At 33.0% G+C, this 17,116-nt stretch carries 15 protein-coding genes; 4 read left to right on the forward strand and 11 right to left on the reverse strand.

Features of this window, described 5'->3' with window-relative positions; translation table 11 throughout:
• Positions 1–26: 26 nt before the first annotated feature.
• Both FUA22_RS09870 and mutY read right to left on the reverse strand, forming a co-directional pair.
• Positions 27–479, reverse strand: a complete 453-nt coding sequence (locus FUA22_RS09870) for a single-stranded DNA-binding protein (protein WP_147767835.1) — start codon at positions 477–479, stop codon at positions 27–29.
• An 87-nt stretch (positions 480–566) separates the two neighbouring features.
• A complete protein-coding gene (gene mutY / locus FUA22_RS09875; RefSeq protein WP_147767837.1) occupies positions 567–1,607 on the reverse strand; it encodes an A/G-specific adenine glycosylase in 1,041 nt (346 codons plus the stop codon).
• Between the two features lie 142 nt (positions 1,608–1,749).
• Here mutY and FUA22_RS09880 point away from each other — a divergent pair, with 142 nt between their 5' ends.
• Together FUA22_RS09880 and FUA22_RS09885 are read left to right on the forward strand one after the other, a co-directional pair.
• The gene (locus tag FUA22_RS09880; protein WP_076698473.1) at positions 1,750–2,040 is read left to right on the forward strand and encodes an HU family DNA-binding protein; all 291 of its coding nucleotides are present in this window, start codon (positions 1,750–1,752) and stop codon (positions 2,038–2,040) included.
• 394 nt (positions 2,041–2,434) lie between these two features.
• Positions 2,435–3,979, forward strand: a complete 1,545-nt coding sequence (locus FUA22_RS09885; protein ID WP_147767839.1) for an Rne/Rng family ribonuclease — start codon at positions 2,435–2,437, stop codon at positions 3,977–3,979.
• A 71-nt stretch (positions 3,980–4,050) separates the two neighbouring features.
• Here FUA22_RS09885 and FUA22_RS09890 read toward each other — a convergent pair whose 3' ends face one another.
• From FUA22_RS09890 to FUA22_RS09915, 6 genes are all read right to left on the reverse strand, one after another.
• Positions 4,051–4,788: a DUF6090 family protein gene (locus tag FUA22_RS09890; protein ID WP_147767841.1), complete on the reverse strand. Its 738-nt coding sequence runs from the start codon at positions 4,786–4,788 to the stop codon at positions 4,051–4,053.
• A 52-nt stretch (positions 4,789–4,840) separates the two neighbouring features.
• On the reverse strand, positions 4,841–5,551 hold the full coding sequence (locus tag FUA22_RS09895) for a membrane or secreted protein (RefSeq protein WP_147767843.1): 711 nt from the start codon (positions 5,549–5,551) through the stop codon (positions 4,841–4,843).
• 106 nt (positions 5,552–5,657) lie between these two features.
• The gene (locus FUA22_RS09900) at positions 5,658–6,170 is read right to left on the reverse strand and encodes a hypothetical protein (RefSeq protein WP_147767845.1); all 513 of its coding nucleotides are present in this window, start codon (positions 6,168–6,170) and stop codon (positions 5,658–5,660) included.
• A gap of 30 nt (positions 6,171–6,200) precedes the next feature.
• Positions 6,201–7,241 (reverse strand): aldo/keto reductase, encoded by a 1,041-nt coding sequence (locus tag FUA22_RS09905; protein ID WP_147767847.1) that lies wholly within the window; start codon positions 7,239–7,241, stop codon positions 6,201–6,203.
• Between the two features lie 178 nt (positions 7,242–7,419).
• Complete coding sequence (locus FUA22_RS09910; RefSeq protein ID WP_147767849.1) at positions 7,420–8,379, reverse strand: OmpA family protein; 960 nt, start codon at positions 8,377–8,379, stop codon at positions 7,420–7,422.
• Between the two features lie 32 nt (positions 8,380–8,411).
• Positions 8,412–9,173 carry an exodeoxyribonuclease III gene (locus tag FUA22_RS09915; RefSeq protein ID WP_147767851.1) on the reverse strand — a complete coding sequence of 254 codons (762 nt, stop codon included), beginning with the start codon at positions 9,171–9,173 and terminating at the stop codon, positions 8,412–8,414.
• A 124-nt stretch (positions 9,174–9,297) separates the two neighbouring features.
• Here FUA22_RS09915 and FUA22_RS09920 point away from each other — a divergent pair, with 124 nt between their 5' ends.
• Entirely contained in the window at positions 9,298–12,720 is a 3,423-nt protein-coding gene (locus FUA22_RS09920; RefSeq protein ID WP_147767853.1) for a hypothetical protein, read from the forward strand.
• Here the strand turns inward: FUA22_RS09920 and FUA22_RS09925 are convergent.
• Positions 12,717–13,640, reverse strand: coding sequence for a M28 family peptidase (locus tag FUA22_RS09925; RefSeq protein ID WP_241664807.1), 924 nt, complete (start codon positions 13,638–13,640; stop codon positions 12,717–12,719). The two genes, FUA22_RS09920 and FUA22_RS09925, sit on opposite strands and share 4 nt — an antisense overlap.
• A gap of 8 nt (positions 13,641–13,648) precedes the next feature.
• Complete coding sequence (locus FUA22_RS09930; RefSeq protein ID WP_147767855.1) at positions 13,649–14,821, reverse strand: carboxypeptidase-like regulatory domain-containing protein; 1,173 nt, start codon at positions 14,819–14,821, stop codon at positions 13,649–13,651.
• Between the two features lie 307 nt (positions 14,822–15,128).
• On the opposite strand from FUA22_RS09930, the gene dgoD reads away from it, so the two are divergent.
• Positions 15,129–16,286: a galactonate dehydratase gene (gene dgoD, locus FUA22_RS09935; RefSeq protein ID WP_170309892.1), complete on the forward strand. Its 1,158-nt coding sequence runs from the start codon at positions 15,129–15,131 to the stop codon at positions 16,284–16,286.
• 75 nt (positions 16,287–16,361) lie between these two features.
• Here dgoD and FUA22_RS09940 read toward each other — a convergent pair whose 3' ends face one another.
• Entirely contained in the window at positions 16,362–17,105 is a 744-nt protein-coding gene (locus tag FUA22_RS09940; protein ID WP_147769060.1) for a succinate dehydrogenase/fumarate reductase iron-sulfur subunit, read from the reverse strand.
• Positions 17,106–17,116: the final 11 nt, after the last annotated feature.

The raw sequence follows: 17,116 nt of genomic DNA on the forward strand, positions 1-17,116 counted from the left end.
AGCCGTAAAAAAGGCTCATTAATTCTTTAAAACGGAAGGTCATCGTCTTGAACAGGTTCACTTGCAGCAGGCTGTTGATTGTTTGCAACAGGATTTTGAGCTGGCGCCGGTTTACTAGAAGCAGCGTTATTCTCACTTTCTTTTCTTGTAGATAAAAAAGTAAAATCGTTACACTGAATTTCTGTAGAATAGCGTTCATTTCCGTTATCATCTTGCCATTTACGTGTTTTTAAACGCCCTTCAATATAAACTTTATCGCCTTTACTTAAGTACTTTTCGCAAATTTCAGCGCCTTTATTTCTAACAACAATATTGTGCCACTCTGTATTGGTAACACGTTCATTAGTTTGTTTGTTAGTATAGGTTTCGTTTGTTGCTAAAGGGAATCTTCCAATGCATCCTCCTCCTTCAAAATAATGCATTTTCACCTCATCTCCTAAATGCCCTATTAGCATTACTTTATTTAATGTTCCTGACATAGCTTTAATTATTTATGTATGCAAAATTACTTAATTGTAACTCATTTTTAAAATTAATAAAAAAATATGATTAGCAATTCTTTTGAGCTAAAAACTAAAAGCTTCAATAAAGTTGCCAATTAAAATTGGGACCGCAAATTGATCTACTTTCTCAATTGAAACTCCTTCAGTCTTAAGGCTTTCAACATTAACAATCCAAAACTTAGTATATAAATGTTGATGCGATAATTTATGAACAACACTTTTTTCATTGTAAAGAGACAACTCAAAAGGCATGTCTTTAGCAAATTCATGAGCTTCAATTTGCCTTTTAAAGGCATCAAAATCCATTTCAGCTTCTGTTTCCATTAAAGGGAATTGATATAAATTCTGCCAAATACCCTTTCCTTCTCGTTTCTCTAAAATGGTTTTTCCATCTCCAGAAATAAAAACCAAGAAATTGAAATATTTCTTTTTCGCTTTAGCGGATTTAATCTTGACGGGTAATTGATTAATTAAATTTTTATTAAATGCCTCACAAGAATCTTTAAAAGGACATATTGTACAATCCGGACTATGTGGTTTACATTGCACCGCACCAAATTCCATAATAGCTTGATTGAAATTGGCTGGATCTTTTTTATCAATTAGTTCCTGAGCTAAAGTTTTAAATTCTTTAGTTCCTTTTGATGAATTAATAGGTATATCTATGCCATAATACCGAGACAGCACTCTATACACATTACCATCAACTACAGCTGCTGATTCATTAAAACAAATAGAAGCAATGGCACTAGCGGTATAATCACCCACACCTTTCAAAGTTAACAGTTCTTTATAGGTGCTTGGGAACCTACCATTTAATTCATTAACAATGTATTTTGCGGCAGCATGTAAATTTCTGGCGCGTGAATAATATCCTAACCCTTGCCAAAGCTTTAACACTTTGCTCTCATCTGCCGATGCCAATTGAAAGACAGTAGGGAATTCACTTAAAAAAGCTTCATAATAAGGTAACCCCTGTTTAACCTGTGTTTGCTGCAAAATAATTTCTGAAAGCCAAATAGAATAAGGGTCTTTAGTTTCCCTCCACGGAAGACTTCTCTTATTGATTGAATACCAGTTGATTAAAGATTCTGAAAATTGCATTAGCCGTTTTTAGACGAAGGGCTAAAATAAACCTTTATAATCTTAAATTTTAATGAATTAGGTTTGAAATATTGAATATTTAATTCCTATATTTGCATCCCTTTAAAATATTATTATAGTAATCAAAAAATAAAAATTTAAAATGACGAAGGCTGATTTAGTAGCAAAAATTTCTGAGAAATTAGGAATTGAAAAAGGAGATGTTCAAGCAACTGTTGAATCTTTTATGGAAGAAGTAAAAACTTCTTTAGAAAGTGGTGACAACGTTTATTTAAGAGGTTTTGGTAGCTTTATTATTAAGACAAGAGCTGAAAAAACTGGTAGAAACATTTCTAAAAACACAACTATTAAAATTCCTGCTCACAACATTCCTGCATTTAAGCCTGCAAAAGTTTTTGTTGAAGGAGTTAAAACTAACGTAGACGTTAAGTAACAAACGCATTTAAAAATAAATTATTAATTTAAAAATACACTATTTATGCCAAGTGGTAAAAAACGCAAAAGACATAAGGTAGCGACGCACAAGCGTAAAAAACGTAGACGCGCTAATCGTCACAAAAAGAAAAAATAAATCAAAAAAGTAGTTATCCTAACTACTTTTTTGGTTAAAAACAACAACGTTCTTTGAAATGAGTTCATAGAGTATGAACTCCACGGGTTAAAAATCCTGTGAAGATTATCTAAAACAAACCTTAGGTAATCTATAAAATATTGTTTAATCCATCTGTACAATCCTGTAATTGGTTGATAGTAATTAGTTTTCAGATAAAAATGAAAACAGAAAAACTGAGAACCAATTATGAAGCGTATGGATAAAAATTAACTAAATGGATAAAGAATTGATTATTCGATCTAGTTCCGAAGCTGTTGATTTTGCCTTATTAAAAGATGGAAAACTAATTGAATTACAAAAGGATGAAGACGAGAACAATTTTTCTGTTGGTGATGTGTTTATAGCCAAAATAAGAAAAACAGTTCCGGGTTTAAATGCTGCATTTGTTAATGTAGGATATGACAAAGATGCATTTTTGCATTATCATGATTTAGGTCCAAAATTGCCTTCACTTTTAAAATTCACAAAACGTGTAAGCACAGGTAAATTAAGAGATTTTTCTTTAAAAAATTTCCCATTTGAAAAAGATATTGATAAAGACGGCAAGATTGTCGACGCATTAAAATCAAATCAATCGCTATTAGTACAAATAGTAAAAGAACCCATTTCTACAAAAGGCCCTAGAATAAGCTCAGAGCTTTCTATTGCCGGTAGATATATTGTTTTAGTACCTTTTTCTAGTCGCATTTCTATTTCACAAAAAATAGAAGAACGCGAAGAAAAAGACCGCTTAAAACGATTGGTAAAAAGTATAACACCACAAGGGTTTGGAGTTATTGTACGTACGGTAGCACAAGGCAAAAAAGTAGCCGAACTAGATAAAGATTTACAGAATTTGCTTAGTCGTTGGACAGCAATGTGTAAAAAGTTACATAGAGCCCATCATCCTAGTAAAGTGTTAGGAGAAATGAACAAAGCCTCGTCTATTTTACGAGACATTTTTAACGACACCTTTACAGGAATAACAGTTGATGATGAAGAGCTTTATTATCAAGTAAAAGATTATCTGCAAGAAATTGCACCAAAGAAAGAATCAATAGTTAAGTTGCATCAATCCAAAGTTCCAATTTTTGAAAAATTCGGAATTGAAAGACAAATAAAAACCTCCTTTGGAAGAACCGTTTCTATGGCTAAAGGTGCCTATTTAGTAATAGAGCATACAGAGGCATTACATGTTATAGATGTAAATAGCGGAAACCGTTCTAACAAAGCCAGTAACCAAGAGGATACAGCGCTAGAAGTTAATTTAATAGCCGCTACAGAAATGGCTCGCCAGTTACGATTACGTGATATGGGCGGAATTATAGTAGTAGATTTTATTGACATGACCAGTGCCGAAAACAGGCAAAAGCTCTTTAATCATCTTCGTGATGAAATGAAAGACGATAGAGCAAAACACAAAATTTTGCCTCCAAGTAAATTCGGATTGATTCAAATTACAAGACAGCGTGTACGACCAGAAATGAATATTAAAACCCGGGAGGAAAATCCTAACGGTATTAATGGTGCCGAAGTAGAAGCACCTATTGGTTTAGTACAAAAAATAACGCACGATCTTGAAGTATTGTACCGTAAAGACTATAAAAAGGTGACCTTAAACACACATCCTTTTATAGCAGCCTTTTTAACTAAAGGTTTTCCATCTATACGTTCAAAATGGTTTTTTGAACACAAAAAATGGGTTAAAATTTTACCAAGAGATGCTTACACATATTTAGAGTACCACTTTTTCGATAAAGATGGTAATCAAATTAAATAATTTAAAAAGCCTTACTATTTATTTAGTAAGGCTTTTTTTTTGACAATTTCGGTAGTAACCTTAATAGCTACTTATTCAAGTTCCTTATTAATCAATTGAATTAGGCCTTCAATCTGTTCCTCAACCCTTTTAGCCCTATCTCTAATCAGACTATTTTCCCATATGCCCGCGGCTACTATTCTTTCTAAGCTACCATTATCTCTAACTTTTAAAAATTCTTCGCCCGTAATTATATATTCATCTCGTCCACCCCTTTCAGGATTATCAAACCAAATAAAATGATTTAACATATAGTCGTTTGTTTGATGAATTTTGAATTGCAGTCTTTCATTTTCATATTTGTTGTAATAAGGGTAGTTTAATTCGTAATGATTAGATATTATTTCCCTAAGACTATCATTACTTATAATATCCACCCCTTTAGAATGTAAGAATTCATAAGCGCTTTTAATTGGATCAAAATGTGGTACTCGTTTTAGTGCTGCAACATTATTATAAAATTCATCAGAAGGATTCACATTATTTTTTAATTCTTTAATTACTTCACCCAACCTAATCTGATTTTCATCCATAACCCCTATATCAGAAGTGATTTCGATTAAATCTTTTTTAAGATTTCTTTTTAATTCTTTTAAAATTTTCACCTCTAGTTTCTGGTTTGCTTTTTCTTGATTCCAAGTATTTATTTGTAGAGCAATTAAAATACCAATAACCACTAAAACAATTTCTCCAACAGCATAAAGCAAATATTTACTAAATCTATTTTCAGCAAGTAGTTTTTGTCTAATTTTTCTAAAAAATTTAATCATTGGTTGCGCAGTAAATAATTGGTTATAGTGTAGTTCTTAAAACACTTAGAAATTATTCCCTAACACTCCATATTTCATGAATAGGACTACCTTTACTAGACAAACCTGAATGAAGCCAGTTGCCATCAATCAATTCATAGTTGAATTTTAAACTCAAACCTGCTTTAGAGTCGTCTCTAGAAAAGAACTGAATGTTCTCCGTATATTTACCATCAATGGTAGTGTAAGTACCGCCACCAGTCCCCATAAACTGTTTAGTTTCGGTATTATATGCAATCCATTGAAACTGTGTTCCTGATAAGATTTTCATGGTTTTTCTCGGTCTATTGGTGTCTCTAGTTTGGGTTTTTCCATCTCTTATTCTGCCAGACATTAACCAAGCGCCTTGAAGTTCTCCGGGTGTGCCATCATCAATTCTTTTTAATATCATGTCATGACCCACAATTTGAATGGTGTTTTCTGTAATAGCAACTTTAAAAGTGACTTCGGTTCCTACACTTTCCGCATTATCGGTATGGAACTCCACTTTTTCGGTCATCATATCTCCTTCTAATTTCCATGTTCCACCGTTGGTGTGAATAAATTTTCCGGTAGTTACATTGTATTTAGAAAGTACTTGGTAACCATCAGCAAAAATTACCACACTCCTTATTTTATCTCCATTCTCGGAAGTTTCAAAAGCTTCATAAGCACCAATAATGTTTTGAGCGTACATTCCCAATGACAGAAATGCGCATACGAATACTGCAATAATTGTTTTCATTGTATTAGGTTTTATCAACCTAATAAAAATAAGGTTTATAATTTAAATAATTAAAGGACTGATTTGGGGTTACTCGATTTGTGAGGTCAACCACCTAAAACTAACTCTATATAAAGATTAAAGTTGATTCGAACAAATGAAATCCTTCTTCATTGTCTGTTCTATCTTCTATAGCCTCTTGCCTAAGAATCAAAAAACTACGATCATCTTTAAAAAACGAATAAATTATTCCATGATGCTCTAACCCTAAAAGCTTAAAAGTAAAATCACTAGATTTACAATCAAAACCATTGAATTTATCAAACTTAATTGGCTCAAAGACAATATTAGCTTTCTTAAAAATATAAGCTGTTTTTAACTCATTTTGATAAGCTTCAATATTGGCATTTGAATTAATGAAATAATCCGAAACAACTAAGGTAATAGCACCGCTTGAATCAAATCCATCTTTTTCCAAAGAAAGAAAATAAGTATCTCCTTCTAAAAATTCCTTATCTACAACCGACCATCCTTTTGCACAAATAAAAGACAATCCGTTCTCCTCAAATAGGGATTGTTCAGATTCTTTACAAGACGAAACCAGGAATAGGAATAAAGTGATAATTATAATTTTCTTCATAAATGAACAGTTCGAAATAACAATCTAAATCTAAGGTGCTGGATTAGGAATAGCACTATGTACTGCGTTGATACCATCTATAACATCATCACTTAAATCAACATCAATACTACTTATGTTCTCTTCTAGTTGTTCTAAACTAGTTGCACCAATAATGTTACCCGTTAAAAAAGGTTGTTGGTTTATAAATGCCAATGACATTTGAGTTAGTGATAAACCATGGTCTTGGGCTATTTTAAAATATTGCTCTGTAGCTTGTAATGCTTGCGGACTATTATAACGTCCTGCAAACCTAGGGAACAAATCAAACCTTGAGTTTTTGGGTACTTTGCCTCCAATATATTTTCCTGAAAGAGTCCCCGAGGCTAAAGGTGAATAAGCTAAAAGGCCAATATTTTCACGAATAGATAGTTCTGCTAAATCGCCTTCAAAAGTTCTGTTTAATAAAGAATATGCGTTTTGTTTGGTTCTGATTCTTGGTAAATTATTGGTTTTAGATTCTTCTAAATAGCGCATGGTTCCCCATGCCTTTTCGTTAGAAATCCCTATTTCTCTAATTTTACCGGCTTTAATAAAACCATCTAAGGTTTGTAGAACTTCATTAAAATTATCTTCCCAAGCATCATTAGGATTATGTTTATAATCTCTTTGTCCGAAAAAATTGGTTTGTCGCTCTGGCCAATGGAGTTGGTATAAATCTATATAATCGGTCTTCAAACGTTTTAAACTGTTTTCTAAAGCTTCCTTTAATGCTTCTGTACTGAATCCTGTTGTACGAACATGGGCCGTATAATCTCCAGGGCCACATATTTTTGTAGCCAACACAACCTTTTCTCTGTTCCCAGACTTTTTAAACCAGTTACCAATGATACGTTCGGTTTCTGCATAGGTTTCTGCGGTTGCTGGCACCGGGTATAATTCGGCTGTGTCAAAGAAATTTACTCCTTTATCTAAGGCATAATCCATTTGTGCAAAGCCTTCGTCTTGGGTGTTCTGGTTTCCCCAGGTCATGGTACCTAGGCATATTTTACTGACTTTTATATCGGTGTTGGGAAGTTTAGTGTATTTCATTATAGATTGTTAGACTAATTTATACTATTAGGTTATTAGAAAGGAGTAAATATAAAAAACCTCTCAAAGTTATTATACTTTGAGAGGTTTTTTATGCGTTAGCGATTGAGGCATTTGTTGAAGCTCCTCGAAGAGAGTGACTGCCGAAAGTGCGACCCGCTAGGGTAACGCCCAAACGCTAATTATCATTCAACAACCTAGAAAGCTCATCTAACTTTGGCGTTAAAATTACTTCTATACGTCTGTTTTTAGCTTTTCCTTCTGAGGTATCATTGGTAGCAACCGGTGCATATTCACCACGTCCAGCCGCTGTTAAATTCTCTGGAGCAATAGCTACGTTCTCTCTAAGAATATTTACAATAGCCGTGGCACGTTTGGTTGATAAATCCCAGTTACCACTTAATTGTCCGCTACCTTTATAAGGTACGTTATCTGTATGACCTTCTATTAATACCGCTATGTCTGGATTGTCTCCTAACACAGAACCTAGTTGTTGTACCGCTCTACGTCCTTCTGAATTAACGGCCCAACTTCCTGAACTGAATAACAGCTTGTTTTCCATAGAAACATAAACTTTACCATCACGTTGTTCCACGGTTAATCCTTTACCTTCAAAATCTGTTAAAGCCCTTGAAATGGCATCTTTTAAGGCACTCATAGCTGCATCTTTGTCTGCAATAACCTTCTCTAATTCTGCTACTCTGTTGGAACGGTCTTCTAACTCTTTTTTAAGTTTTGCTAAACGTGCATTTTCTGCAGCTAAGGCTTGTTCTTTAGCTTCAAGTTGTGCTAATAGCTCTCTGTTCTTTTGAGAGTTTTTGGCAATGGCTGCTGAACTATTTTTTTCTAAAGCATCGTATGATGCCTTTAAGGCATCGTAATTAGATTTCATTGCATTATAATCTCCTTGCAACTTATCGCGGTCTGCAATGGCTTCTTCGTAAGCTGCCTGAACTTGTTTTAATTCATTTGTTGCTGCGTTTTTAGCCTTTAAAAGGGTTTCATTTTCATCGGATAGTTTTCGGTTTTCATTTTTCAAATTATTGTATTTCCCTTCTAGTTCTTTATAAACTTTTGGAGATACGCAAGAAGCAAAAACTGCTAAGGTTAGCACTAATACTGAGATTCTTTTAATCATTAGGTTAGGTTTTTTGATTTGACTGTATTTAATTATTTATCTATTTCAACTAGTATTGGACAGTGGTCACTATGAACAGCATCCGAGAGTATAACGGCTCTTTTTATGTTTTCTTGTAATGGTTCTGAAACCATAGCATAATCTAATCGCCAACCTTTGTTGTTAGCACGCGCATTGGCCCTGTAACTCCACCAACTATATTGTTGTGTTTCTGGGTTTATGTGTCGGAAAGAATCAATGAATCCACTATCTATAAAAGCACCAATCCACTCACGTTCCACAGGTAAAAACCCTGAAACATTTTTCATTTTAGGATTATGAATATCGATTGCTTCGTGACAGATATTGTAATCTCCACAAATTATCAAGTTAGGAATGGTTTTTTTAAGCTCGTTCACGTAATCTTGAAACATAGCCATATACTCTAGTTTATGTTCCAACCTAGCAATATTTGTGCCAGATGGCAAATACAAACTCATAATTGAATAATTATTGAAATCTACACGTAAATTACGCCCTTCAAAGTCCATAGATTCAATACCTGTACCATATTCTATATGATTTGGTTCTTCTTTACATAAAACAGCAACACCACTATACCCCTTTTTTTGTGCACTAAACCAATAGTGATACTTGTATCCGGCTTCTTCAAAAATGCTTAAATCTAACTGCTCTTTTAAAGCCTTAATTTCCTGTAAACAAATTACATCTGGATTTGCCACTTTTAACCAATCTATAAACCCTTTATTCACCGCAGCTCTAATGCCGTTTACGTTATATGATATAATTTTCACTCTCTTATCTTTTGATTTCAGCTAAAATAAATAATACATTACTTTTACACTAAAGCTTTAACAAGCATTTATACAGAAAACTATCAACATACTATTTTAAACTTATTGCAGTTTAAGTATTTAAATGAAATATCTTTTACGCTTTCTTTTTTTAACTTTTTGCATTTGTGGATTTGCACAACAGCAAAATTCTAACTACAAAGTGATAAAAGTAGCTGTACAAGATTCTATAAAAATTGATAGTGTAAGTATTAATTCGAATAGTTTTTCAATACTGAGAAACAACCAAACTCTAATTGATTCCTCTTATTACTATGTTGATTTTGCAAAGGCACTTTTAACATTTAAAAAACCCGTTGAAACGGATTCTATCATCATAAATTATTTGAAGTTCCCTGAGTTTTTGACCAAAACTTACAAGCAGTTAGATGAGTCGATTATAATTTCAGACAACAGCAACAACCAAACACTTTACAAACTATCACAACCCAATACTAGCAATAATTTTACACCTTTTGATGGTTTAACTACTTCTGGTAGTATTTCAAGAGGTGTTACCGTTGGAAACAATCAAAACTCGGTTTTAAATAGTGAATTAGATTTACAAATCACCGGAAAATTGAATGATAAAGTATCATTGAGAGCCTCAATTCAAGATGCCAATATTCCGTTACAAGAAAGTGGTTATAGTCAGCGTTTAGATGAGTTTGACCAAGTTTTTATTGAATTATTTAGTGATAATTGGAACATTAGAGCTGGTGATATTGACCTGCAAAACAACAACTCGTACTTCGCAAAATTTTCAAAGCGGGTACAAGGATTATCGGTAAACGCTAATATAGGTGACGAAGATTCTCAAACCAATTTATTTGCTGCTGGAGCTATTGTTCGGGGGCAATTTACTAGAAGCCAGTTTACAGCTCAAGAAGGCAACCAAGGGCCATATAAGCTACAAGGGCCAAATGGTGAATTATTTGTGCTCATTGTCTCTGGCAGTGAAACAGTTTATGTGAATGGAGTTCCTGTAAAACGTGGTGAAGATCAAGATTATATTATTGATTATAACGCAGGTGAAATAATTTTCAACTCAACCTATCCCATAACGTCCGAAATGCGTATCACGGTTGATTATCAATTTAGTGAACGTAATTATTCTCGCTTTGTGGCTTATGGCGGCGGTAATTTGAATAGCGAAAAATTAAAAATTGGGGTTTCGGTGTATTCTGAAAATGACGCGAAAAATCAACCCTTACAACAAAATTTATCAGAAGCACAAGTTCAAATTTTAGCAGGTGCCGGTGATGATAGAACACAAATGGTAGCCCCATCAGAAGTTCAGGAAGCCTTAAATGAAAACCGCATCTTATATAGAAAAGAACTCATTGGAGGCGTAGAAGCTTTTGTCTTTTCAAACAACCCCAACGATGAATTGTATCGTGTCACCTTTACTCAAGTTGGTGCCAACCAAGGTGATTACAACCTCAGTAATATTAATGCTATCAATAATATTTATGAATATGCTGGCGTTGGATTAGGTAATTATGCTCCCATTGTACAATTAATTGCACCTACCAAACTTCAAATCGCGGTTCTAAATGGAAGCTATGAACCTAATGAAAAAACCAATATTGCTTTTGAATTAGCTGGAAGTAAAAACGACCTGAATTTGTTTTCTAATTTAGATGATGATGATAATGACGGATTCGCTGGTAAGCTAAATATTGAACAAAGCCTAATAAAAAAAGACAGCCTATGGTCATTAAATGTTTTTGCAAATGCTGATCATATTCAAGACAATTTCAGAACCATTGAACGTTTGTACAATGCGGAATTTGCGAGAGATTGGAACTTGTTATCTTCAAACGGCAACGTCTCAAACATTAATATTGGTGACCAAACATTAATGCATTCTGGTTTGCGTCTATTTCATCCTGAAAAAGGTTTAATCAACTATCAATTTGAGCATTTAAATTATTCTGATGGTTTTAACGGGAATAGACATGTGGCTAATGTTGACTTACAATTGAACAAATTCAGAATCAACTCCTATTCCAGTTTTTTGAATGCCAAATCTGATTTAAATGAATCCTCGTTCTTAAGATCATATAGTACGCTTACATATGGTATGGAAAAAAGTTGGGTTGGAACCAAATTATCAATTGAAGATAATGAGCAAAAAGAAGTCTCAACACAAACTTTAACTCCTTTGAGTCAAAAATTCAAATCCTATGAGCTATTCTTTGGTGTTGGTGATAGCACTAACGTTTTTGTTGAAGTAGGATATAAAAACCGTGTTAATGACAGTATTAGAAATAACGAATTACAAAAAGTCAATACCTCCAACACCTTTTATTTAGATTCAAAATTGATACAAAACAAAAACACCAACTTATCATTGTATGCTAACTACCGTAATTTAAAAAGTGAAGAATCTGGAATTGATGATGAGCAATCTATAAACTCAAGACTTCAATTTAATCAGAAACTTTTTAAGAATGTTGTGCAATGGAATACCATTTTTGAAACCAATTCGGGAACACTACCTCAACAAGATTTTACTTATGTTGAAGTTGAAGCAGGACAAGGCACCTACACTTGGATTGATTATAACGAAAATGGCATACAAGAATTGGAAGAATTTGAAATAGCCCAATTTCAAGACCAAGGCAAATATATTCGTGTGCTTTTACCAAACAGGGTTTTTATAAAAACACATCAAAATAGATTAAGTCAAACGTTTACTATTAATCCTTCTCAATGGTCTGTAAGCGAAAAAAAATCAAAGAAATTTTGGTCTCATTTTTATAATCAGACCAGTTATTTAATAGACAGAAAAATTAGGCGTGATGGCAACAGTTTTAATTTAAATCCTTTTAAAAGTGATATTGATAATCAATTAGGACTTCAACTTAATTTCAGAAATGTTTTGTTCTTTAATAGAGGAAAACAGAAATACACAACCTCTTACACCTATTTAGAAAATAAAACCAGAAACATACTTTCGGTAGGTTTTGTTGAAAATAGCTTAAAAAGCCATCAACTTAATTTCAATCATAAATTATCTGACAATTGGTTAATGACATTACTAACAGCCCTTGAAGACAACGAAAGTTTAAGCGAGAATTTTGCAAGCAAGAATTACAACTTTGAAGAAACGCGTTTTAACCCTAAATTATCCTATTTGTTTAATGACAACTCCAGCTTTGATATTTTCTATCAATTTGCAAAAAAGGACAATTTAATTGGTGGAATGGAGTCTTTGAAACAACAAAAATATGGAGCTTCCTTTATGTTTGCTACCAATGCCAGAAGTGCCATTAATGGTGAATTTAATTTCTTTTCAAACACTTTTAATGGAAATGCTAATACTCCTGTTGCATACCAAATGTTAGAAGGATTACAACCAGGGAAAAACTTTACTTGGACATTGCTGGCTCAAAAGAAACTCACCAAATTTTTAGATTTAAACTTAAGTTACTTTGGAAGAAAAACCGAAACTAGTAAAACCATCCATACTGGATCTATTCAGTTGAAAGCTTATTTTTAATGTGAATCAATTTTGTTGAAAACGGAGATAATAACATTTACCGCTTCAATATAAAATTCTGGATGAATATTTTCAAAATCATCGGTGGGTTCGTGATAATCTTTATGATCTTCAACACCAAAATACAAAAACGGTATTCCTTTTTTATGAAAGTTTGCATGGTCTGATGAATAGACCCAACTGTCTTTATTATCATAACCATCATGACCGGAGACAAGCTTTATTCTTTTAGATTTAATACAGCAAATAGCATTTTTGAAAGAATGATTTAAGTTTGTTCCTACCACATATAGTTCGCTCCTATCGCTTCGACTAATCATATCCATGTTTAAGTTCATTATTATTTTCTTGGGAGAAAAAAACAGATTATTTATAAAATATGATGACCCTTTCATTCCTAATTCCTCCGCATCAAAAGCTGCTAAAATCACGGAGTGTTTAGGTGGGTTTTTTCTAAAATATTCAGCAAAACTAAATAAGGCACCGATTCCCGAAGCATTATCATCTGCTCCGTTATAAACCTTTCCTCTTTTTATCCCTTCATGATCATAATGTGCGCTAATAACTATTACCTTATTGGGTTCACATGTTCCCTTTATAAAACCAATAACGTTGGTACCTTTATATTCTTTTTTCCCTTTAGAGAAAACAAAAGTTTGTTCATACGACTTTTTTAGCGGCTTTACTTTTAAGCTATGAAACTGATTTATGATATATTTTTTTGCTTTAACGGCTCCCTTAGTTCCGGTTCGTCTTCCTTCAAAAGCATCTGAAGACAAAGCTTCAACATGCCTTAACAATGTGGTTTGATCAAAATAACTTTTTGAGCTCGATTTTTGAGAAAAACCAATAGAAACACAAAAAACACTAGTGAAAACTAGTGCTAATGTTTGTTTATATAAGTCTTTTAAATACCTCAAAAATTCTATTACTTATTTACAGCATTAAACTGTTGCTCTAAAGGTACGCCATAAATAGACTCCAATTCTTTTACACTTTTCTTATAAAAGGCCGTCTCAGGTGGCATACTAAAGTTTTTCCAGAAGTATGGATTGTATTTAATTTCTATATCTCCCATATCTTTCTTATAACCCTCATAATTACCAACCTTAATTTTCTTTTTATTGGTCTCGGTTCCTAGAATATACAATTCATGTCTATAAGATACTTTAACTTTATTCTTATCTATTTGTAAAAGTCTTCGTTGCATATCATTAATTGGCAAATCTTTTTCCCAAACTCTATTATGATAACTCAATACCAACTTACCATTACTAGCCTTTCTATAAATCCATACAGCGTTTAAATCAGACGTTTCAATTTTATAAACGCCGTAAGATTCTACACCAATATAAAGTTTGATTTTTTTCCATTTATTTTTAATGCCAACACCTTCAAGAATCACTAAATCTTCCCCATCATAAGAGCTATCACCAACTTTGGTCCATTTAAAACTTTTCTGATTAATACCTTGCCTTAAAGGGTTTCTATTAGCAGTTACTATGGCCTGATGTCCAGAATATTTATCCTTAATAAATCTATAATCTGCTGATTTTCTTCCTTCAACAACTTCAATACGATTATACTCCGGAGATATAGGACCACGGTCTAATACTTTAATATAATGCTCTACAAAAAAACGTGCCATTCCTGCTTCGGTTGAGAATCTTCGATATAACATATTTAGTTGATGTGTAGTACTCATAGCTGAGTTCTTCAAGTTCTTAAAAGCATTCTTTACATAATCTGTAGAAGCAAGAAGATTTACCTCATCAAGTGACACAATATCCTCTTTTAATACTATGACCTTTTCTTTTAAATTGAGCAAATCTTGAACTTTAATTTTGAAGGTTAAGTAACCAATACTTGAAACTTCTAAAACATCTTCCAAGTTACTATTTGACAGTAGTAAATAGAAATTACCATCTTCAGTAGTGGCTGTACCTACATACTTTGATGGAATTCCAACTGCTGCATATGGTACTTCATAACCGTGCTCATCCTTAACTAAACCTTCTAACTCAATCTTTTCTTGCGAAAATATTAAAGCTTGAAAACCAACCAGAAAAAACAAAGTAATTTTTAAATGTAGTTGATACATAATGCGCTGTTTAATAAATTCAATATACAAATATTAAGATTTACATATTAAAAAACAAAACCCATGCCTAATAGTAGGTATGGGTTTTTTTTAACAACATTTTATCTTTTACGCCTAAATTGAAGCTTTTAAAAGATCTTTTCATTCAGGCAATATTAAATAAAATACCATCCTGTGCTGTAAGTATCAAATGCAATTAAGAATTGTTTTAAATGAAACCAGAATAAATAATGCTATTGAAACATAGCATCCAATTGTTAGCAAAGTTGAATATATTGTAACTTGTAAAGAATAAAAACAACTTTAGATGAACGACTTGAAAATTGTTAAGATAGAATTATTCAAAGTGCCACCTCGATGGTTATTTCTAAAAATAACTACTCAATTAGGTATTATTGGTTGGGGAGAACCTGTTGTTGAAGGAAAAGCTGATTCAGTTGCTGCTTGCATTAAAGAATTAGAAAAATTTATAATTGGCCGTAATGCAAATGAAATTGAAGATATATGGCAAATTTTATATCGTGGCGGATTTTACAGAGGAGGAGCTATTTTAATGAGTGCTATTTCGGGAATTGATCAAGCCTTATGGGATATAAAAGGTAAACATTTAAATGTACCCATTCATGAACTTTTGGGAGGAGCTGTTCGTAATAAAATGAAAATGTATTGCTGGATTGGAGGCGATAATCCAGATGTAGTCTTAGAGCAAGCACATGAAAAGGTGAAAGATGGCTTCAAAGCTGTTAAAATGAATGCTACTGGTGCCATGGAATGGGTGTCTTCAATTAAAGATGTTAAAACTGTAGCAAATAATATAAAACTATTAAGAGAAGAGTTTGGATACGATTTAGACATAGGTTTAGACTTTCATGGTAGAGTTCATAAACCAATGGTTAAAAGATTGATAGATGAATTAGCCCCTTATGAACCTATGTTTATTGAAGAGCCAGTTTTAACTGAAAATAATGATGCTTTAAAACATATATATGGATATACTAGCATACCTATAGCTACAGGTGAGCGCATGTTTTCAAGGTGGGATTTCAAAGAAATATTACATCAAGGTGTTGTAGATATTATTCAACCAGATTTAAGTCATGCTGGAGGTATTTCTGAAGTTAGACGTATTGCAGCAATGGCAGAAGCTTATGATATTACTTTAGCTCCTCATTGCCCTCTTGGACCCGTAGCTTTGGCTTCTTGTTTACATGTTGATTTCGTGTCTGCAAATGCAATTATTCAAGAAAGCAGCATTGGGATTCACTATAATAAAGGTTATGATATTTTAGATTACATGTCTAATCCAGAAGTATTTGATATTAAAGACGGTTACATAGAATTACTTAAAAAACCAGGATTAGGAGTAGAAATAGACGAAGATAAATTACGTGAAGCACAAAAAATAGGTCACGATTGGTCTAACCCAATTTGGAGACATGAAGATGGTAGTTTTGCAGAATGGTAAAACAATATTTAGAATACAACAAAAAAGCCCATAGAATTAAATTTTATGGGCTTTTAAAAATTATTTTTTACTAGTCTATTTAATACTAGCTTTCATTAATTCTCTATTCATTCTAGCTATATTTTCCAATGAAATTCCTTTAGGACACTCAATTTCACACGCACCAGTATTGGTACAGTTACCAAAACCTTCTAAATCCATTTGAGCTACCATATTTTTAACACGATCTGCAGCCTCAACTTGTCCTTGAGGTAATAAAGCATATTGAGATACTTTAGCACCTACAAACAACATTGCTGATGAATTTTTACAAGTTGCTACACAAGCACCACAACCAATACAAGTTGCCGCATCCATAGCCTCATCGGCAGCGTGTTTAGAAATAGGTAATGCGTTTGCATCTTGAGTGTTACCAGAGGTATTTACAGAAATGTATCCTCCTGCTTGTTGTATTCTTTCAAAAGATGTTCTGTCTACTACCAAATCCTTGATTACCGGAAAAGCTGCTGCTCTCCATGGTTCAATATAAATAGTATCGCCATCATTAAACATACGCATATGTAATTGACAGGTTGTAATGCCTCTATCTGGTCCGTGAGCTTCACCGTTAATATATAAAGAACACATTCCACAAATACCTTCTCTACAATCATGATCAAAAGCTACAGGCTCATCACCAGAAGCAATTAATTGCTCATTTAGAACATCCATCATTTCTAAGAAAGACATGTGTTCTGAAATATCAGTTACATTGTAAGTTTCCATCTTACCTTTAGATTGAGCATCCTTTTGACGCCAAATCTTTAATGTTAAATTCATTCCTTTTCCCG

Origin of the sequence: Seonamhaeicola maritimus (assembly GCF_008056315.1) — a bacterium.
In the GTDB taxonomy this organism is placed as follows: domain Bacteria; phylum Bacteroidota; class Bacteroidia; order Flavobacteriales; family Flavobacteriaceae; genus Seonamhaeicola; species Seonamhaeicola maritimus.